Source organism: Paenibacillus sp. FSL H8-0104 (assembly GCF_038050215.1).
Taxonomy (GTDB): Bacteria; Bacillota; Bacilli; order Paenibacillales; family Paenibacillaceae; genus Paenibacillus; species Paenibacillus amylolyticus.
The window spans coordinates 2,890,832-2,908,708 of record NZ_JBBOTC010000001.1; the positions used below are offsets into that span (position 1 = coordinate 2,890,832).

Consider the following 17,877-nt stretch of genomic DNA (forward strand, 5'->3'; position numbering starts at 1 on the left):
CTTGCCTGAGGAATTTGCTCATTCTGGTTGCCATGAGATTACACGAACGTAAATGAATGGTATACTAATTGAATATGAACTCGGCAATCAACCCGTGGAATCGGGACGTCGGAGTAGAGGAGGCAGCCACATTGGCAAAAGCAAAAGTAGCAAAAAGACCTACACGGGATGAGTTTGAACTCGAAGAGTTGGGAAACCAGCTGGTTGAAGCTTTTCGGGAACGTTCGGAAGTACTGTTGACGGTATGGGGCAAAGAAGATCAGGTGCAAGGAGTCATCGTCAAAATGGACTCCCGTACACGACTCGTGCATGTAGAGTATACCGAAGAAGAGTTCACAGCGAAGGTACCTTTTCTGGATATCATGCGTGTGCAATCTCCCCGGTACTGAACGAAAAAAACAGCAATCTGAATAATTAGGGCATCCGCCCTGTCAAAGTCGTTCTTCCTGCATAAGATAACCCATACCTGTTGCAGAGGAGGTACGGTCAATGAGCGAAGTATTAGGTGGAGAAACAAGAGGCTACGGATACGGAGGTTTCACTTCTGTAGGTGCCATTCTGGTTCTGTTCATCCTGTTGGTTATCATCTCCAAAGCGTTCTTGGTATAATTGCATATCTCTAAAGAATGAAAGAAGCTCTGCCATCGCGGCAGAGCTTTTTTGTTCGTTCAGTCCTTGGCGAATTTTGTAGAAAATCGGTGTAAGTCCTGCTTACGTTATGTTAGAATATAACCATCCCTAGAGAAAGAAAGAGGTGTTTTGATTATGAGCCAAACGTTAACAGAATCTTTAAATGAACAGATGAACTTTGAGTTTTATTCCGCTCATGTATATCTGGCTATGGCAGCCTATTGTTCCAGCAAAAGTCTGGATGGATTTGCAAACTTCTTCATCGTGCAAGCGGAAGAAGAGCGATTCCATGGCATGAAAATATACAAATTCCTGAATGATCGTGGGCAACGTGCCACACTTGAGGCTTTGCCAGAACCGAAGAATGAATATGCTTCGATGCTGGATGTGTTTGAGCATGGTTATGCTCATGAACAGCAAAACACGAAAAAATTCTACAATCTGGCTGACATCGCTCTGAATGAACGTGAACATGCAACGATGTATTTCCTGAAATGGTTCATTGATGAGCAGGTTGAAGAGGAAGCTTTGTTTGACAATATTATTCAGAAGCTGCGCCGCATTGAAAAAGACAGCAATGCCTTCTACATGCTGGATGCCGAGTTTGGCAAACGTTCGTTCACTGCTCCAACTGAATAAATTGCACGTAGGGAGTCGAGAAGATTCCAGCGTCAAAACACCATTTACATACAGCATGAGGTAATGATCCTGAAAGCAATGGGGGCAATCTCCTTGCAAAGGATGATGGTTTGATGCCATATGCTGATTGAAGACAAAGAAGCCTGCACTTGTGCAGGTTTTTTTGCATGCACAGATTGAATGATTGTATAGATTTGCTTGAATTGGAGTAAAGGTCTATCAAAATTCTGAATGTGGGTAATAGAGGATATGTCACAATTGATCTATCCTGACGGGGTCTTATTTTGCGCAAATCTATCAAATTCGTATTAAATTTTAGGTTTATCTGACAAAAGTGTAACTCTACCGTAGCCTTTGGAGCGAGAACAGGAGCCACTATCTTTGATAGTATTAGGATTAATCGCCAAGGGATGAAGGTAGAAAAACATGGACACCCGGGGAAATATAACACACAAGGGAGACTTTTAATTATGCTACATATTCGTAAATCTATCATGGTCACACTTGCTATTTTACTAATCATTCCACTATTATTGCCGCAGTCGGTATCTGCCAAATCAGCTGCATCCAAGGATGGAGCAAGCAAAGCAAATTCCAAAATCATATACCTGACGTTTGATGATGGGCCAACTGCTCATACGGGTCAGTTACTGGATATTCTGGATCAGTATCATGCGAAGGCAACGTTTTTTATGCTGGGACCTCAAATGGAGCAATTTCAGAAGGCTACCAAACGAATTGTAGCTGACGGACATGGATTGGGTCTGCATGGTGTGACTCACGTTCCAGGCAAATTCTATAAATCTGCATATAGCGGATTGAAAGAGATGCAACAGGCCAATGCAAGTCTGAACAAGGTTGCCGGAGTTAAAACAAGTCTCGTTCGGACGCCATATGGTAGTAAACCTTATCTCAAACCGGCATTCCGTAATGTACTGCTGGGCCAGGGTGGATTCCATCTATGGGATTGGAATGTCGACTCGGAAGACTGGAAATACAAGAAGGATCACCAGAAAGTCTATAACAGTGTAATGAAGCAAATCCACAATGTGCAAAAGAGCGGAACAACACCTGTTGTGCTTATGCACGACCAGGAAGCAACGCTGAAAGTATTACCGCAAGTATTGAAAACATTGAAGGCAGAAGGGTATCGTTTTGAAGTATTAAGCAAAAAAGTACAGCCTGTTAACTTCTGGAACGACAAGCGTTAATCTTTTGAATTTTTAGATTGGCTACAACAAAGGAGGTACACATCATGAAGAAACAGCCATTATGGATCACGATTCCAGTAACGACAGCGGTTTTACTTGCTTTGGCAGGATGTGGCGGACCGAATTCAAATACAGCATCATCAGAGAATAGTTCTTCACCAACGACAACAGTGGGGGAGCAGACCGAGACCGGTAGCGGTGGTGCTGATTTCTCTAATGAAAATGAAACAGGAACCAAAGAGAATACGGGCACAACAGATAATGAAGATACATCAGGATCGAAGGCAAATGACAACCAAGTTGCCTCTGGTCATTCAGGTGTGAATGATGTGATCAAACAAGTTCGCAACCAGTTGAAGATGAAGGATGCAGCGTTACCCACTTCATTTTCATTGGACAAGGGTACATCTTTGGGGGCGGCAATACTGTCCAATACTGCGGATGCATTTAAGGTAAACTTCTACGCTACCACTCAGTCTGTTGCCATTAATGATCAATCTTTAACTGCATCCGACAGTAAGATACCTGTACTGGCTTCCTATGAAGTGAAGACCTATAAGGACCCGGATCAGCCAGAAATATTCCCTGAGACGGACCTTAAAGATATTCCAGCAGATATGGCTGTGGATCTAGGACATGGCATCAAAGGTATGAGTGAAGGTGCCGCAGGCAGTCAATATCTGACTTGGCAAGAAGGTAGATGGACGCTGGAAATTCGTTCGGTATCCGAAGATGAAATGAATAATCCGGGCATAGCGAAAAAAATGGTGGAGTACCTGGAGTTACATGCCTTGCCTGTACCTAAAGATAAAGGGTATATCAAAGTTGAATATCCAAGTGGTGGACAGTCTGTTCATGTAACGATCTCATGGCAGGACGGTAACCAAATTCATCAGCTTAAGACCGATCAAGTGCCATTAGAAGCTCTTGGTATGGTTGTATCTGTGAAATCTTAAGTATTCTACGGTTATCCTGCAATGTAGAAACAATGAGTGTGGGATTGTTACGATACACCTAAAAAAAGCTTGGCCCAGGAAGAAATTGCTGGGCCAAGCTTTTTATTTTGAGCATGTTATCGCAGCTTATGCAGCCGGGGTACATGCTATTTTTGTTTCAATAGGTTAAAGCGGTGCTTTCATTTGAACCACCCTTTTTCCTTGGAGCGAGTGATGGCCTCAATGCGGTTACTGGCATTTAACTTGTTGAGAATAATGGAGATGTAGTTACGCACCGTGCCCGTTGTGATGAACAGATGCCCGGCGATTTCCTTGGTGTTTTTCCCATCTGCCATGAGGCCTAGTACGGCATTCTCCCGTTCTGTCAGGGGATTTTCTTCTACATAAGCTTCATCTACCAAGTCGGGAGCGAAGATGCGTCTGCCATTCATAACTTGGCGGATCGACTCGGCAAGTTCTTCAATTGGACTATCTTTGAGCAAGTAACCACGGACACCGCCCTTTAGGGCACGTTCGAAATATCCGGTCCGGGCAAAAGTGGTCAGGATAATGACCTTACAGCTCATACCTTTGAGTTCTTCTGCGGCTTCAAGGCCGCTTTTCACGGGCATTTCTATATCCATCAGACAGATGTCCGGTGCAAGCTCCTGGACAAGGGCAAGGGCTTCCTGGCCGTTGCTGGCACGTCCGACGACTTCCATATCTTCCTCCAGATTGAGGAGGGAGGACAAGGCGCCGAGCATCATGCGCTGATCTTCCGCGATTACAATTCTAATCATGATTCTGCCTCCTTTATCGGTTTGCGAACGAGTTTCGGAACATGAATAATGATCGCTGTACCCGGGATGTCTGTCGCAGAGCGAATATCCAGACAACCGTTCACAAATTCAAGTCGTTCCTTCATGCCCAAAATTCCTGTTCCGCGCCGATCCTGTTTGCGAGTTCGTTCTATTCCAACACCGTTATCTTGAACGGTTAATACATTATCCGCTAGTGTTTCTTTAATGATGATAGTACAGGTTGTTGCCTGACTGTGTTTGACGACATTCGTGACAGCTTCTTTCAAGCACATACCGAGCACATTTTCATTCAATTGTGACGTATCCTGTAACTTCGGATTACCTTCCAGCACAAATTCAATCGAAGCGGCCTTCAGAATCTGCTCCGCCCGGAACAGTTCATCGACCAATTGTGTACCACGCATAGTGGTGACCATTTCCCGGACTTCTTTCAGAGCTGTACTTGCCGTTTGTCTGAGGTCGTTCAATTCAATCTCGGCCTGATCGGGATTATTGCGGAGCAGCCGTCTCGCCAGATCGGTTTTCAGACCGATCAGAGAGAGCTTCTGACCAAGTGTATCGTGCAGGTCACGAGCGATACGCTGGCGTTCTTCCATTTTTACGAGATCATCAAGTCGCTTGTTCGCATTCTCCAATTGGCCTTCCAAATGTTCAGTTTTGTTTTTGTTATACGTACTGATTGGGAGCAGGATGGAGGCCATTAAGCTGATGAATACAAACGGGAGTTGGCTCACCAACAGAGAACTCTGATTAATGAAACCATAATTAATGGTTACGAAACTGGCTCCCAGGTTCACCGAGTAGAGGGTGAAGAAACCGGCTTTATTTTTAATATTCCCAATAAAGAAAGCAAGAAACAATGAGAAGTAGGCATAATCATAGGCGATCGTCATCGTAATGGATATGGCAATAAGCATTCCAATCCACATGTACACCTGCCAGCCCTTGGTGATGAAGGCGAGCAGGTAACAGACGAAGAAAACGAGGATAATGATGATGCCGGTTACCATCGTCCATAATTTAGAATATTGCGATATAAAATAGAATGGCAGGATGAAAAAGGCGAGCCATACATAAAGGTTCAACCCTGTTTTTTTATAAAAATTTTGCATCCACTTTTGAATGGAATTCTCCTCCTCAAACTTGTACTCAACTTTAGCATGACTGTAGCATGACTATGGCTTGAACACAAGAAAACGAATCCGACAGAGTTAAGGCTTCTCTGTCAGACCCGCTGGATTGGTTACTCGGATAGGCGGTTGAACATACGGCTTGCGGGATAGCTTTTTGAGCTGTCTGAAGCTAATAAACTGTTTAGAATCTTCATCCCACAGACGGAAGCGCAGGGCAACCAGACTGGAACGTAATGTAATAGTCGTTGCTTTTTGCAAAGGTGGTGTTGCGTTATGTGCTTCTTCCAAGAAATAGTTAGGTACACGTGGGCTCAAGTGATGCACATGGTGAAACCCGATATTACCACTGATCCATTGCAATAATTTTGGCAATTTGTAATAAGAACTGCCTTCAACAGCTGCTTTTACATAACTCCACTCATCTTCATGTTCAAAATACGTCTCTTCGAACTGATGTTGGACGTAGAACAACCAGATACCAAAGAAACCGGAGAAGAAGAAGATAGGTGCCTGCACCATTACAAAAGCCTGCCATCCGACTAACCAGGACATGAATGCATAGAGCACTACGATCAATACGGTAGTCAGGTGTGTATTGATACGTTCTTTACGTCTAGCACCTTTCCGGTTAAAACGGTAAGCCAACAGAAACACGTAAATGGGTCCGATACAAAACAATACAAACGGGTTACGATAAATCCGATAGAAGAGACGACCCCAAGGAGAAGCTGCTTTGTATTCGTCAACCGTCATAACCCAGATATCACCTACACCACGTTTGTCAAGATTACTGCTTGTTGCGTGATGGATAGAATGCTCGTTTTTCCACTGCTGATAGGGTGTAACTGTTAATACACCAGTAATGGTACCGAGAATATCATTGGCGCGTTTGCTCTTGAAGAATGAACCATGACAGCAGTCATGGAAAATAATAAAGGTCCGCAGTACAAACCCGGATGCCACCAAGGCAATCGGGAAGGTCAGCCAGTAGGAAACCGATAAGCTAAAGTAAGCTGCAGCCCATAACAAGAAGAGCGGGAGCAATGTATTGATTAACTGGCGGATACTTAGTCTGAGATCATTTTTTTCGTAAGGGGTAACTTCTTTTTTTAAGGCCATTTCTTTTGATCTGTTCATAAAATTGTGTCCTCCTTCAATCGTTATAACTGTAATCAGCTACAACTTGGCGTTTCCCGCTAGACTTTCCTGTGGGAAGCGTTTTTATCATTGTAAAACAATCCGAACATGACAGTAAGTCATAAACGTCAGCCTTCTGTAATGATGAATATCAATGATGGACCATGACATTTGTCATGGGTGTATGATACTCAATAGCTCTGCAGAAGACAGAAGAGCAGGTTTTACTAATTCCTTTGCACAAATTACGCAACAATTTGTATTATGTATACAAATTTTGTTGGGAGCATGGTAAAATCTATCCTTGAGTGGTTATGACAACTTATGAGACGGGTCGATTAGGTTGATTTCTGATGGATTGGATGGAATGCATAATGAAGAAACGAATTACGGATATCCTATTTATTATGGCAGGTGCATTTCTGTTTGCACTGGCGGTGAACCTGTTTGTCATCCCGAACGATTTGGCTGAAGGCGGCGTCACGGGTATCACGATTATTTTGTATTACCTGTTTGAATGGTCCCCTGGACTGATGAACTTGATCCTGAACGGTATTTTGTTAATTGTGGGATATCGGTTTCTTGATAAAACGACTACGGTATATACAATTATTGCAGTGGTATTCAACTCGTTGTTCCTGCATCTGACGGAGAGTTGGACGATTGCATCGGATGAACTCTGGATCAATACCATTTTTGCCGGATTATTTGCCGGTCTTGGTATTGGCTTGATTGTTAGAGTGGGAGGCACAACGGCGGGCACAGTGATCCTGGCCCGACTTGCCAACAAATATCTGGATTGGAATATCAGTTACGGACTTCTGTTCTTCGATCTGATTGTGGCTTTCTCCTCATACTTCATCATTGGACCACAAGGATTAATGTGTACAATTGTCTTGCTGTTTGTCGGAACCAAAACAATGGAGTTCATTATTGAAGGGCTCAATCCGAAAAAAGCCGTTATGATTATCTCTTCCAAACAGGATGAAATCGCGAAGCAAGTCATTGAGAAGATGGATCGCGGAGTAACCGTCCTGTCCGGTCATGGCTATTACACAAAAAATAAGAAAGAAATTCTATACATTGTGATTAGCAAGCAGGAAGTTTCTATGCTGAAGAAGATTGTACGAGCAGAAGATGAGATTGCTTTTATCACCATTCATGACGTGCGTGATGTTTTCGGTGAAGGATTTATTGAGCTCTCCAAAACTTGATGAATATATGTATATAAGGAAGAAAAAGTTGCGGTGAATATCACCGCAACTTTTTTGATAGGTTAATGGTATCCGGTATTAATCTAGTTCAATAAGAAAGAACCCTTCTCCGAAGAGAAGGGCAAAAGAGTATTAGTAATGTCTTCTTTTTTTGACTCCACAATATTCAACAGTGACATGACAGTGTTTTTTACACTTTGTAGGGACATATTTCACTTTGGTAACACAAGTTTTCGTAATTTTTTTGTAAAAACACTTTGGTCTTGGATGATGACATTTATGATGCTTTCTGTACATATTAAAACCTCCCTGATCGTGATAAGGTATTCTATGAACAGGTCACTGTTTCGGAAATGTATAAACGTCTATTATTGTATAATAATTCCTTTATTGGGCTTCTGTGTTACAGGTGGAGGTTGGTTCTTTCTAGTAAAACTTTCTACTAAAAGAGTGCAATGACAAAAAGCTGTACACCTACCAAACACGATGATATATTGAATTTAATCAATTTGTTAATAAACCTAACTAACTAAGCATTTAGCATAATTTCCAAGAGCGTTTTACAATCAGCAAGATATAGATCGAAACGGTGTTATTCGTCTATATTTTGTACCCGAGAGCGACTTTAATCGAATTATGAAAAATGCTGACTATAAGAGGAGGCGATAACATGGCTGGCACACCGCAGTATATCCGCAATCTGAATGAAAATCTCATTATGGATGCCCTCATAATTCAGGGAACCATGTCGAGAGCGGATATCAGCCGTCAGACCGGACTTAGTAAACCAACAGTATCTTTGGCAGTCGAACATCTGATTGACCGTAATCTGGTGAGGGAAATGGGGCCAGCTGACAACGCTCAGGGTCGAAAAGCAACCCTCATTCGTTTCAACGAAACGGCTTATTATGTCTGTGGTATAGATATCGGCGCAACTCGTATTCGGATTGCATTATCCGATCTGAATGGAGAGATCATTGCCTATCGAACATATCCCATGGTTGTTCAAGAAGCTTATGAGCGAGCAGAAGCGACGATGCTCGAGCTTCTTCGAAGCCATATGAACGAACTGCTTGATGAGAATCATCTGAACTGGGATCAGATTCAGTGCATCGGGTTTGGTATACCAGGCGTAGTGCTACCTGAATCAGGGCGTATCAATCGTATTGTGGACCCGTTAGCGGGTCTGGAAGAAGCTTTCTCTTTAGAGTCGTTGTCAGGAGCTTTTCCCTGTGAAGTAATTCTAGAAAATGATGTGAATCTTGCAGCGCTTGGGGAGTATCGGAGTGGTGTAGCAGCAGGATATCCCTTGTTTGTTTTTTTCTCCATCGGTACAGGGACGGGCGCTGGCATCATGGTACATGGCCAACTGCTTCGAGGTTTAGGTGGCTTAACTGGAGAGATCGCGGAGATGCTGGTGGACGATGGCCGACGTCTGGAGGAAGTGCTGTCCGCTGATGGTCTGATGCAACTGGCGAAAGATTATCTAGATCAGCATGATGAACTATTATTGGAGGCTGCTGATTCGGGTGCAGATGCTCTTCACAGACACCTGACTCCCGAGAAGTTATTTGAAGCTGCGCGCAGTGGAGAAGTAGAGGCGTTAGACATTCTACAACAATACAGCCAGAAGATTGCTTCCGCTCTGCGTCAGATTAGCGTTGTGCTTGCTCCAGATCTCATTGTGCTTGGCGGAGGTGTAGGAGGGAACGGTGATGTGTTATTGCCTTTACTGAGGCAGATCATCTCTGAGCAATTCCCTGTGCAACCACAGTTAATCTGTTCCAAGCTTGGTGAGCAAGCTGTTGTCACTGGCGCGGTTCAGGTAGCCGTACAACAAACGATGCTGAACCTTCAGCAGGAAGCCATGGAATAAGAGATTGGATATACAACATGTGAGGAGGGAAAAGGCATGACAGAATCCGTGAAAAACGTAAGTAATAATGATCAGACCAATCAGAATGGTACGGTTGGAGGTGATCTATCCGGCTGGACTGCAGGTATTGACATTGGAGGCACCAAAACATTAATGCTCTTGTCATCACAACAGGCTGGAAATGAAGTTCATGAACGTATCTTGCCTACGCTTGCCAGTGATCAGCCGGATGAGTTCTTCCGATGGTTATTCACTGAATTGGAAATATTCTGCCGCGAAGTTGGATGCAGTCTGGATCAACTTAAAGGTGCAGGCTTGGGATTCCCTGGTGTGATTCTGCAAGAGGAGGGGATACTGCGAAATGCTCCGGCTTTTCAGTGGCCTGAGCTAGATATTCGCCCTGTTATTGCGAAGTATTACAGCGGGAATATCATGTTGGATAATGATGTGAATATGGCGGCAATGGGAGAATATGATCAAGGGGCAGCACAGGGACATCAACACTGTGTAATGGTCACGGTTGGAACAGGCATTGGATCTGCTCTTATCCTGAATGGACAGCTCTATAGCGGCCAGAATGGAGCAGCAGGTGAGATTGGGCATTTCATTGCAGGAGACGAAGGGCTTTATACCGGTTACGTTGCGGATGCGGATTCCTTTGGCGTATTTGAGCAAGTGACTTCAGGTACGGGAATTACCGAACAGGCGAGGCGTTATTTTGCTGCTGGAAAGGGGAGTTCCTTATCCCTGATCATGAGTCTGGCAGGAGGGGAAGCGGAACAGATTGAAGCCAGGCATGTATTCAAAGCAGCGGAGTCGGGTGATCTTGCTGCCCTGGAGATTCTGGAACTACCCATGCGTTATATGGCGAGAGGTCTGGCGAATATTACGGCTTTACTCAATCCTTCCATTATAGTGATCGGTGGTGGCGTGGCTGCATCCAACCCATCCTATTATCTAAATGAAGTGCGCACACGCCTCCAACGTTACACTGTTCTGCCTACACTTCTAGCTGTAGCTGAACTGGGGAACAAAGCAGGAGCAATCGGGGCATTGGCTGCAATCAAGTCCAGTCTGACACGCACTTAAAAATAGAGAATAGGCGAAGCAACTACAGAAATAAAGGATGGAGATCCGGATGAGAAGTAGACATATGAAGGCTTACACAGAGAAAATAAAAGCCGATTCCAATGATGCAAAACGTGTTTTACTCCAATTACAGGGCCTATATCTGTTTATGGGGCTTGCCGGGGGGATGTTTAACCCGTACATTAATCCCATATTGGTAGCACAAGGGTTTTCCAGTAAAGAAACCGGATTTATTATGGCGTTTGGCACACTCGTATCCATTATTCTTCAACCAATATGGGGAATTCTGGTAGATAAGTTTAAAAAGACACGGTTCGTACTGGTGATAAGCCTGCTTGTTCCTGCATCGTTAGCGTATTTCTACAATATTCAAGTGTACTTTATATTAATATTGATTTATACTTTATGCACTATATTCCAAGTGACTCAAATACCCGTTGCTGACTCCTATGCGGTTACAGCCGCGAGAGCCGCGAACACCTCATATGGCATGATCCGACTCTTCGGCAGCATAGGAACGGGAGTTGGGGGATTTGCCGCAGGGATGTATCTCTCCCAGTTTTCCATTCACATGTTATGGCTGCCATTTCTCCTGTTTAACATTCTGAGCGCTATACTGGCAAGTACACTCCCCCGGCAGACGAGCATATCCTCGTCCTCGGTAACCTTCTCCGTAGGTTTGGCAAGATTGCTCCGAAACCGGACATTCCTTCTATTTCTAACAGGTTGTTTCCTGGTTAACCAAACGCTCACTGCGTTTAACTCCTTTTTTGTTATTTCATTTCAGATGGCTGGCGGTTCTGTGACCATGACAGGTACGGCGTTGTTGCTTGCGTCGATTACCAATGTTCCATCCATGTTGGCAGCGGCATTCATACTCCGAAAATGGGGGCATGAACGCACGATGCTGCTTGCAGCGGGGGCGTATATGTTACGTTGGGGAATACAATGGCTATGGCCGACACCTGAGGTCATGATTGGCGTTCAGGTGCTGCATGGGTTATCCTTCGGATTCTTTTATATCGCAGCAGTGGAATATGTGGCTTCGGTTACGGGACGGGAGATGCAAGCCACAGGACAAAGTTTATTTAACATGGTGTTTGCTGGCCTGGGCGGAATTGTTGGTAATATGCTTAACGGATATTTACTCGATTCCGGCGGTCCATCACTGATGTATCTGGCTTGCACGATCAGTGCGGCACTAGGATCAGTGATTCTGTATATCGTCAGCAGGCAGGCCAAAGAACAGAGAAGAGCATACTCGTTAGAATAGAGATGGAAGGAGCTGGAGCCTATGAAAGTAAATCTGAAGCGGAATTGGCACACCAAGTTGATGTATTCGTATTTTCCTATTTTTCTGCTTACGATTTCCATTCTGATCTTTCTCTCCTTCCTGATTGTCAACGAACTCTCACGTAACGAAACACAAAAAGCCGACATGATCTCCACCCGCTATATCGTGGATACACTGGAGCGCTCGCTAAGTGACATTGAACTTCGGTTGCTTGAAGACATTGGCGCAAACAAAACATATAGTCGCTTTCTGGAAGCTGGCCAGGGACAATTATCGAGTCAGTTCATCTATGATGCAGCAAGTGGGCTGGGACGTATGCTGGATCAGCAGGATATGATTCAATCCATTTATCTCTATCGCATGTCCGATTCCCAGATTCTTACGCCCAGAGGCATGATGCGTTTGGAAGATTTTGAAGATCGCGCCTATATTGAGCAAGCCTTGAAAGATCGGGAGAATCTCGGTTGGAACTTGCCACGTGATTATAAGGAACGTTCCTTCGACGTACCTTCACAGGTAATTAGCATGAATAAGTGGCTTCCTTTGCCGTGGGGCGGGGAAGGACTGCTCGTCATTACCATCCGCATGTATGCAGTAGAACGGCAGATTGATAACATGACCAATGAAAAGTTATCTGTTCTTCAGGTTCGGGACAAAAGCGACAATCTGATCTATACCGCGCATCAAATGGACCCTTCTGCAGGTGAAATCCTTAATCGTGTGACTGCGGACAAGCTTGGTCTGGTCTTTGAGAGCGGCATTCAATCCGGACAGCTGTATTCATGGGTATCACTCGTCTCTTATGTGTGGATCGGTATTGGATTATTAACGATTGTTGGTGCAGTGGCGGGACTAATCTACATTACGCGCAGAAATACGCGGCCCATCCAGCTCATCATGAATCGAATTCAGGCGTTACAGCCACGTGCCGAGGAGGATGAAGCAGCACCATCCGTCAAGGATGAGCTGGCACTCATCGACCGTGCGCTGGAACATCTGATTGCTCAAACGGTTGACTATGAGAAACAACATCATGAAAACTTGCTGATTCATCGCAGACAGTTGCTTGTTGATCTGATGGAAGGAGAGCGAATGGATTCGTTCCGTCAGCGACTTCGCCATCTGCAACCGTTAGAGGAACGATTCATGGAACCGAAGAGTGTTGCTGTCCTCATTGCGGAGATGAATGGTGACGATCTCTCGACCAATCAGAATATTCTGAAGATTGCGCTCATGAACGTAGTGGAAGAACTTGTGCAGAATGAGACCCAGTTCGGCGGTTGGGCTGAATGGTTTGGGAACCGCAGGCTTATTGTGGTGATTGCGTCGGATGAGCAGGAAGGACTGGACCGTGAATTACTTATGGATCTGGCTAAACAGATGCATATGTGGATTGCGGAAAACTTCCGCCTCCGGTTTACGTTCGGGATTGGACGAACCGTATCGGGCTGGGAGGAGATTACTCGTTCCTATGCGAGTGCAGATGCGGGTTTGCAGCATAGACTTACCCTGGGTAAAGATGCGATCGTTCTCAGTGAGCAACTGCCAGATCGTATTGAGCTGCAATCGTACAAGTATTTGCAGATACTCGCAGACTTTGTCCGTGAATTCAGACTAACCGGCGATGGTTGGCGAACGCAGCTGGATCAGATGTTTGTTGCGTTTAATGAAGATCAGATTACAGATAGCGATATTCGCATGTTGCTGCAGGCGTTAATCCAGATGTTGTCCCGTGAATTCGGGGAGCTGTCTGAGCGGTTGCAAAGCCAATTTGCCGAGGAAATCCTGACTCGTCTTCGCAGTGATATCCAGCAGGTGGAGACACTCGAGGGAATTCAAGAGATTTTGCAGGAGTGGCTTAAAGAAGTTTATCGCAATTATGTATCTGTAAATGAAACGAAAAGTCATCGAGCGATGATCAACGAGCTCCGGATTTATATTGAAGAGCATTTTGATGATCCGGATCTGTCGCTGAAACATCTGAGTGATCGGTTCCAGATCTCGGGCAAATATGCGAGTTATCTGTTCAAGGAAGAGTTTGAGATGAAGTTTGTTGATTTTCTGGTGAAACTGAGGGTCGAAAAGGCCTGTCGTCTGTTGTCTGCATCCGATATGGCTGTTCAGGATATTGCTCTGCAAGTGGGTTATGCCAATGCCATCTCCTTTGGCAGAGTATTTAAACGGATTATGGGCGTGACACCAGGAGACTACCGCAAGCAGGGTGGAAAACAAGGGGATCAATAACGGAATTGCATGTGTTAGAACATCCGAGTATCGGGTAAAATCCAATAATCCTAGAGATATCTATGAAATCTCCTGTATGAGGCAATAAGGTTTCGTCCCTTATCGTCCTTTGCAGGAGATTTTTTGGATGTTCAACCACGATCTTAGGCCAGTGTGGCTGATATGTTGTTAAGGAATTTTACGAATGTCCTATACTAGCATTATGACAATTCATAGATTAATAGGGCAGGAGTGAAAATGATGTACAAACACGGACAGCAAGTATGGGGATCAGTAGATATCAGTAAAAGGGTTACCATTACAGCAAGCAACAACACATTTACATTTCATGTAGATGACTCGTCATATACGATAACTATACCTGCTGGTACCTACACGACAAGTCAACAAAGGCATGAATCCGAACTTCTTCAGGCCATTTCGAAGGCAGGGGCAGCTCAGAACATTCCTGTACGATTTATTTTGGGCGGAATGCATTATGATGAGAAGTATAATGTGTTGATTTTGGAACATACGGACACGATCAACGAACATGTCATCGATCAATTTGCGGGAAATGCCATCGATACGTTGTTTGGTCAAATGAAGTTTAATCTTCCGCCGAGGAATTAGTCGTGGAATCGTTCTACACGTGTTGCTAAACAAGGAGATCACATAAGATGTGGTCTCTTTTTCATTTTTTGAAGAGAGATTTAATGGAAAAAAGATTATTGCAAGATGGGTGATGCCAGATTGTCTATGAGAAATCAAAATGAATGCAACACAATATGTTATTATAGTTAACATTAAAGGTGTGAAAATTGTATATTGTCAGGAAATATGTTTATATATCGCGGTATTTAACGTAAAAAACGTGAATTTCACATTTTGAAAATAGTTTATTGTCTAAATATCAGATCGTATGTAATGATTAGTGACATTCACAGGTGCAACAAAATGGGATGAACAAAGTGGAGTGGCAATCATGTGAATCCATTCAGAGAGTGTGCGAAAGGGGAAAGGTCAAATGAGATTATATCAAAGACGTAAGGCAGGCAAGGCAAGTTCAATCCTCGCAGTGGTAACAGCATTCACTCTATTATTATCTGCATGTTCGTCGGGAAGCGAATCAACATCTTCATCTGGAGAGTCGGGTTCGGGGGAAAAAACAACTTTGAAAGTAGAAATCTTCGATCGGGGAAACACTCCGGCGGGCTACACCATTTCGGACAGTTATCTGACTCGCTTCATTCAAGAGAAGTTTGGTGATCCAAACAACATCGACGTTCAGTTTGTTCCGGTACCACGCTCGGAGGAAGTACAGAAACTTAACGTTCTGATGGCGAGTGGCTCTGAAGTACCTGATATCGTCTTTACCTACGATTCGGGAACATTCAACCGGTATGCAGAGCAAGGAGGTCTGACCGAACTTACGGATCTGATCAATCAAAGTGGTCCTAACCTGAAGAAGTTCCTGGGAGATGAAACGCTGGCCTACGGTCAATACGATGGACAACAGTTCGCGGTTCCAGGTAAACGTCTTGTACTTGGCAAGTACGCATCCTATGTTCGTCAGGACTGGCTGGATGCACTCGGATTGCCATCACCTGAGACAGCTGAGGAGCTGCATACAACACTGAAGGCCTTTAAGGAAAAAGATCCGGGTAAGGTTGGCACAGGACTTATCCCGATGGGGATGTCCATTGCCTCGGCTCAATATGAACCACTAATCTGGTCATTCATTGAACCGCTGACGGAAGAACAGAAATATACATTAACGCAACAACTGGGTTCCAATGACTATCCAACGTTGTTGCCTGGTTTCAAGGACGCTCTGAAATATATGAACACACTATATAATGAAGGATTAATGAGCAAGGATTTTGGACTCGATAAAGACAAGAAAAAGCTGTGGGAAGATGTATCTAACGGCAAAGTTGGATTCTACACCGAGGATGCAGGGGAGATTTATATCTCCGGTACGTACAAAAACCTGCAAACCAATCAACCTGGTGCAGTGATGACACCGATTGATGCATTCAAAAACTCCGAGGGCAAATTCGCCAAACCGGCATATGCACCCAATGCGATGTATGTCATGATCCCGAAATCGAGCAAAAATGCGGAAGCCGCGATGAAGTATCTGGATTGGATGGCTTCGGGCAACAACCTGTTCGACCTGCAATTCGGTGTTGAAAACGAGAACTATGAACTTGTGGATGGGGTACCACTGATCAAAGATGATGCTTCTCCTGAAATTGCAGGCCGTATCTATAATTCCGGTGACATTGCCATTATCGTCAACGGTAAATACGTTGGGGATGACAAGAAAAATGAAGAGGCCTATGTCGTTCAGGTAGAGTCGAAATATCGGGATGATATGCGCAAGTCGGTAGCGATCTCTAACACGGACACCATTCAACCGGTACGTTTCTCCAAACCGATTGAGGCGGAAGCACGCTACGGTAACGGCTTGAAAGACAAGTTTATGGAGTTCTTCGTGAAAACAACCATTTCCAAACCTGCTGATTTTGAAGCCACGTATGACAGCATGATGAAGGACTACATGGCGAGCGGTGGCCAAGCAATCCTGGATGAACGTACAGAAGCTTACAAAGCGATGAAATAAGTAGAGTAGAGATCACATCTAATGTGTATGACAACAAAGAACAGGGATTTCATTAGGGCGATGGCAACATCGCCTTGATGAAGAATCTGAATGACATGGGGGGAAGGTTTATGAAAACAAGCATCTATTTCCGCAGAAACTGGCAACTATATGCGTTGCTCCTACTGCCCATGATCTACTTCATTATTTTCAAGTATGGGCCAATGTATGGCGTGCAGATTGCGTTCAAGGACTTTAACTTCTTTCAAGGGATCGCCGGTAGTGAGTGGATTGGCTTGGATGCATTCAGAGAAGTGTTTCAAAATCAGGGATTCTACACGGCATTACGCAACACGTTAGTGCTTAACATGCTGGATCTACTGGTCTCCTTCCCGGCACCACTTATATTAGCCATCTTATTGTTCGAGCTGAAGAAGGCCTGGTTCAAAAAGTTGGCACAGACTTTACTGTACATTCCTCACTTTATTTCGTGGGTCATTATTGGAGGGATCGTACTTCAGGTATTCGGTACGCAATCTGGTTTCATTAACAATATCTTGATGAGCATGGGATTTGATCCATTACCTTTCCTTTCAGACAAAAATTATTGGCTCTTCACGTATCTTGCGGTAGGCGTGTGGCAGAGTGCAGGCTGGGGTACGATTCTGTATCTGGCATCCCTGACAGGCATTAACCGGGAACTCTACGAAGCGGCTGAAGTGGATGGAGCAAGTCGGCTACGTAGAATCTGGCACATCTCCTTGCCAGGCATCAAAACAACGATTGTTACCTTATTGATCATCAATGTCGGCAACATGATCTCTATCGGCTTCGACCGACCTTTTATAATCGGTAACGTGGCTGTACGTGAATACTCGGATGTGCTCAGCACATTTGTCTATCGTGTCGGTTTACAGTCTGGTCAAGTTACGCTCGCAACAGCTGTAGGTTTGTTCCAGGCATTAGTTGGACTTGTCTTCATACTCGGAGCAAATTATACGTCCAAGAAATTAACCGATGAGAGCATTATGTAGTGGATTGATTCACATATGATCTGTAAGGAGTGA

16 protein-coding genes are annotated in these 17,877 nt (G+C 44.4%); 13 read left to right on the forward strand and 3 right to left on the reverse strand.

Features of this window, described 5'->3' with window-relative positions; genetic code table 11:
* Window positions 1-131 precede the first annotated feature (131 nt).
* From NST38_RS13155 to NST38_RS13175, 5 genes are all read left to right on the forward strand, one after another.
* Window positions 132-389, forward strand: a complete 258-nt coding sequence (locus NST38_RS13155) for a YolD-like family protein (protein ID WP_036608707.1) — start codon at window positions 132-134, stop codon at window positions 387-389.
* Between the two features lie 100 nt (window positions 390-489).
* Complete coding sequence (locus NST38_RS13160; protein WP_017688846.1) at window positions 490-609, forward strand: hypothetical protein; 120 nt, start codon at window positions 490-492, stop codon at window positions 607-609.
* 156 nt (window positions 610-765) lie between these two features.
* The gene (locus tag NST38_RS13165; protein WP_047842684.1) at window positions 766-1,269 is read left to right on the forward strand and encodes a ferritin; all 504 of its coding nucleotides are present in this window, start codon (window positions 766-768) and stop codon (window positions 1,267-1,269) included.
* Between the two features lie 470 nt (window positions 1,270-1,739).
* Entirely contained in the window at window positions 1,740-2,480 is a 741-nt protein-coding gene (locus NST38_RS13170; RefSeq protein WP_074094795.1) for a polysaccharide deacetylase family protein, read from the forward strand.
* Window positions 2,481-2,524: 44 nt separating this feature from the next.
* On the forward strand, window positions 2,525-3,436 hold the full coding sequence (locus tag NST38_RS13175) for a hypothetical protein (RefSeq protein ID WP_076249562.1): 912 nt from the start codon (window positions 2,525-2,527) through the stop codon (window positions 3,434-3,436).
* Between the two features lie 179 nt (window positions 3,437-3,615).
* Here the strand turns inward: NST38_RS13175 and NST38_RS13180 are convergent, their stop codons facing one another.
* From NST38_RS13180 to NST38_RS13190, 3 genes are all read right to left on the reverse strand, one after another.
* The gene (locus NST38_RS13180; protein ID WP_036608692.1) at window positions 3,616-4,215 is read right to left on the reverse strand and encodes a response regulator transcription factor; all 600 of its coding nucleotides are present in this window, start codon (window positions 4,213-4,215) and stop codon (window positions 3,616-3,618) included.
* Window positions 4,212-5,360, reverse strand: a complete 1,149-nt coding sequence (locus tag NST38_RS13185) for a sensor histidine kinase (protein WP_076249561.1) — start codon at window positions 5,358-5,360, stop codon at window positions 4,212-4,214. The genes NST38_RS13180 and NST38_RS13185 overlap by 4 nt, the downstream gene beginning before the upstream one ends.
* Window positions 5,361-5,447: 87 nt before the next feature.
* Entirely contained in the window at window positions 5,448-6,506 is a 1,059-nt protein-coding gene (locus NST38_RS13190; RefSeq protein ID WP_076249560.1) for a fatty acid desaturase, read from the reverse strand.
* A 374-nt stretch (window positions 6,507-6,880) separates the two neighbouring features.
* On the opposite strand from NST38_RS13190, the gene NST38_RS13195 reads away from it, so the two are divergent.
* From NST38_RS13195 to NST38_RS13230, 8 genes are all read left to right on the forward strand, one after another.
* Window positions 6,881-7,720, forward strand: a complete 840-nt coding sequence (locus NST38_RS13195) for a YitT family protein (RefSeq protein ID WP_017688839.1) — start codon at window positions 6,881-6,883, stop codon at window positions 7,718-7,720.
* A gap of 670 nt (window positions 7,721-8,390) precedes the next feature.
* Window positions 8,391-9,596, forward strand: coding sequence for an ROK family transcriptional regulator (locus NST38_RS13200; RefSeq protein WP_076249559.1), 1,206 nt, complete (start codon window positions 8,391-8,393; stop codon window positions 9,594-9,596).
* Window positions 9,597-9,632: 36 nt separating this feature from the next.
* On the forward strand, window positions 9,633-10,685 hold the full coding sequence (locus NST38_RS13205) for an ROK family protein (RefSeq protein WP_083684221.1): 1,053 nt from the start codon (window positions 9,633-9,635) through the stop codon (window positions 10,683-10,685).
* Between the two features lie 49 nt (window positions 10,686-10,734).
* Window positions 10,735-11,958 (forward strand): MFS transporter, encoded by a 1,224-nt coding sequence (locus NST38_RS13210; RefSeq protein ID WP_243391424.1) that lies wholly within the window; start codon window positions 10,735-10,737, stop codon window positions 11,956-11,958.
* A 21-nt stretch (window positions 11,959-11,979) separates the two neighbouring features.
* Entirely contained in the window at window positions 11,980-14,223 is a 2,244-nt protein-coding gene (locus tag NST38_RS13215; protein ID WP_083684220.1) for a helix-turn-helix domain-containing protein, read from the forward strand.
* A 240-nt stretch (window positions 14,224-14,463) separates the two neighbouring features.
* Window positions 14,464-14,835 (forward strand): hypothetical protein, encoded by a 372-nt coding sequence (locus NST38_RS13220; protein WP_101313954.1) that lies wholly within the window; start codon window positions 14,464-14,466, stop codon window positions 14,833-14,835.
* A 394-nt stretch (window positions 14,836-15,229) separates the two neighbouring features.
* A complete protein-coding gene (locus NST38_RS13225) occupies window positions 15,230-16,831 on the forward strand; it encodes an extracellular solute-binding protein (RefSeq protein WP_101313955.1) in 1,602 nt (533 codons plus the stop codon).
* Between the two features lie 110 nt (window positions 16,832-16,941).
* Complete coding sequence (locus tag NST38_RS13230) at window positions 16,942-17,844, forward strand: ABC transporter permease (protein ID WP_017688833.1); 903 nt, start codon at window positions 16,942-16,944, stop codon at window positions 17,842-17,844.
* The last annotated feature ends 33 nt before the right edge of the window (window positions 17,845-17,877 follow it).

Bases quoted from the DNA above. Each gene is read 5' to 3' on its own strand.
- NST38_RS13160 (WP_017688846.1), top strand. From the start codon at position 490: ATGAGCGAAGTATTAGGTGGAGAAACAAGAGGCTACGGATACGGAGGT.
- NST38_RS13165 (WP_047842684.1), top strand. From the start codon at position 766: ATGAGCCAAACGTTAACAGAATCTTTAAATGAACAGATGAACTTTGAG.
- NST38_RS13170 (WP_074094795.1), top strand. From the start codon at position 1,740: ATGCTACATATTCGTAAATCTATCATGGTCACACTTGCTATTTTACTA.
- NST38_RS13175 (WP_076249562.1), top strand. From the start codon at position 2,525: ATGAAGAAACAGCCATTATGGATCACGATTCCAGTAACGACAGCGGTT.
- NST38_RS13180 (WP_036608692.1), bottom strand. From the start codon at position 4,215: ATGATTAGAATTGTAATCGCGGAAGATCAGCGCATGATGCTCGGCGCC.
- NST38_RS13190 (WP_076249560.1), bottom strand. From the start codon at position 6,506: ATGAACAGATCAAAAGAAATGGCCTTAAAAAAAGAAGTTACCCCTTAC.
- NST38_RS13195 (WP_017688839.1), top strand. From the start codon at position 6,881: ATGAAGAAACGAATTACGGATATCCTATTTATTATGGCAGGTGCATTT.
- NST38_RS13200 (WP_076249559.1), top strand. From the start codon at position 8,391: ATGGCTGGCACACCGCAGTATATCCGCAATCTGAATGAAAATCTCATT.
- NST38_RS13205 (WP_083684221.1), top strand. From the start codon at position 9,633: ATGACAGAATCCGTGAAAAACGTAAGTAATAATGATCAGACCAATCAG.
- NST38_RS13210 (WP_243391424.1), top strand. From the start codon at position 10,735: ATGAGAAGTAGACATATGAAGGCTTACACAGAGAAAATAAAAGCCGAT.
- NST38_RS13215 (WP_083684220.1), top strand. From the start codon at position 11,980: ATGAAAGTAAATCTGAAGCGGAATTGGCACACCAAGTTGATGTATTCG.
- NST38_RS13220 (WP_101313954.1), top strand. From the start codon at position 14,464: ATGTACAAACACGGACAGCAAGTATGGGGATCAGTAGATATCAGTAAA.
- NST38_RS13225 (WP_101313955.1), top strand. From the start codon at position 15,230: ATGAGATTATATCAAAGACGTAAGGCAGGCAAGGCAAGTTCAATCCTC.
- NST38_RS13230 (WP_017688833.1), top strand. From the start codon at position 16,942: ATGAAAACAAGCATCTATTTCCGCAGAAACTGGCAACTATATGCGTTG.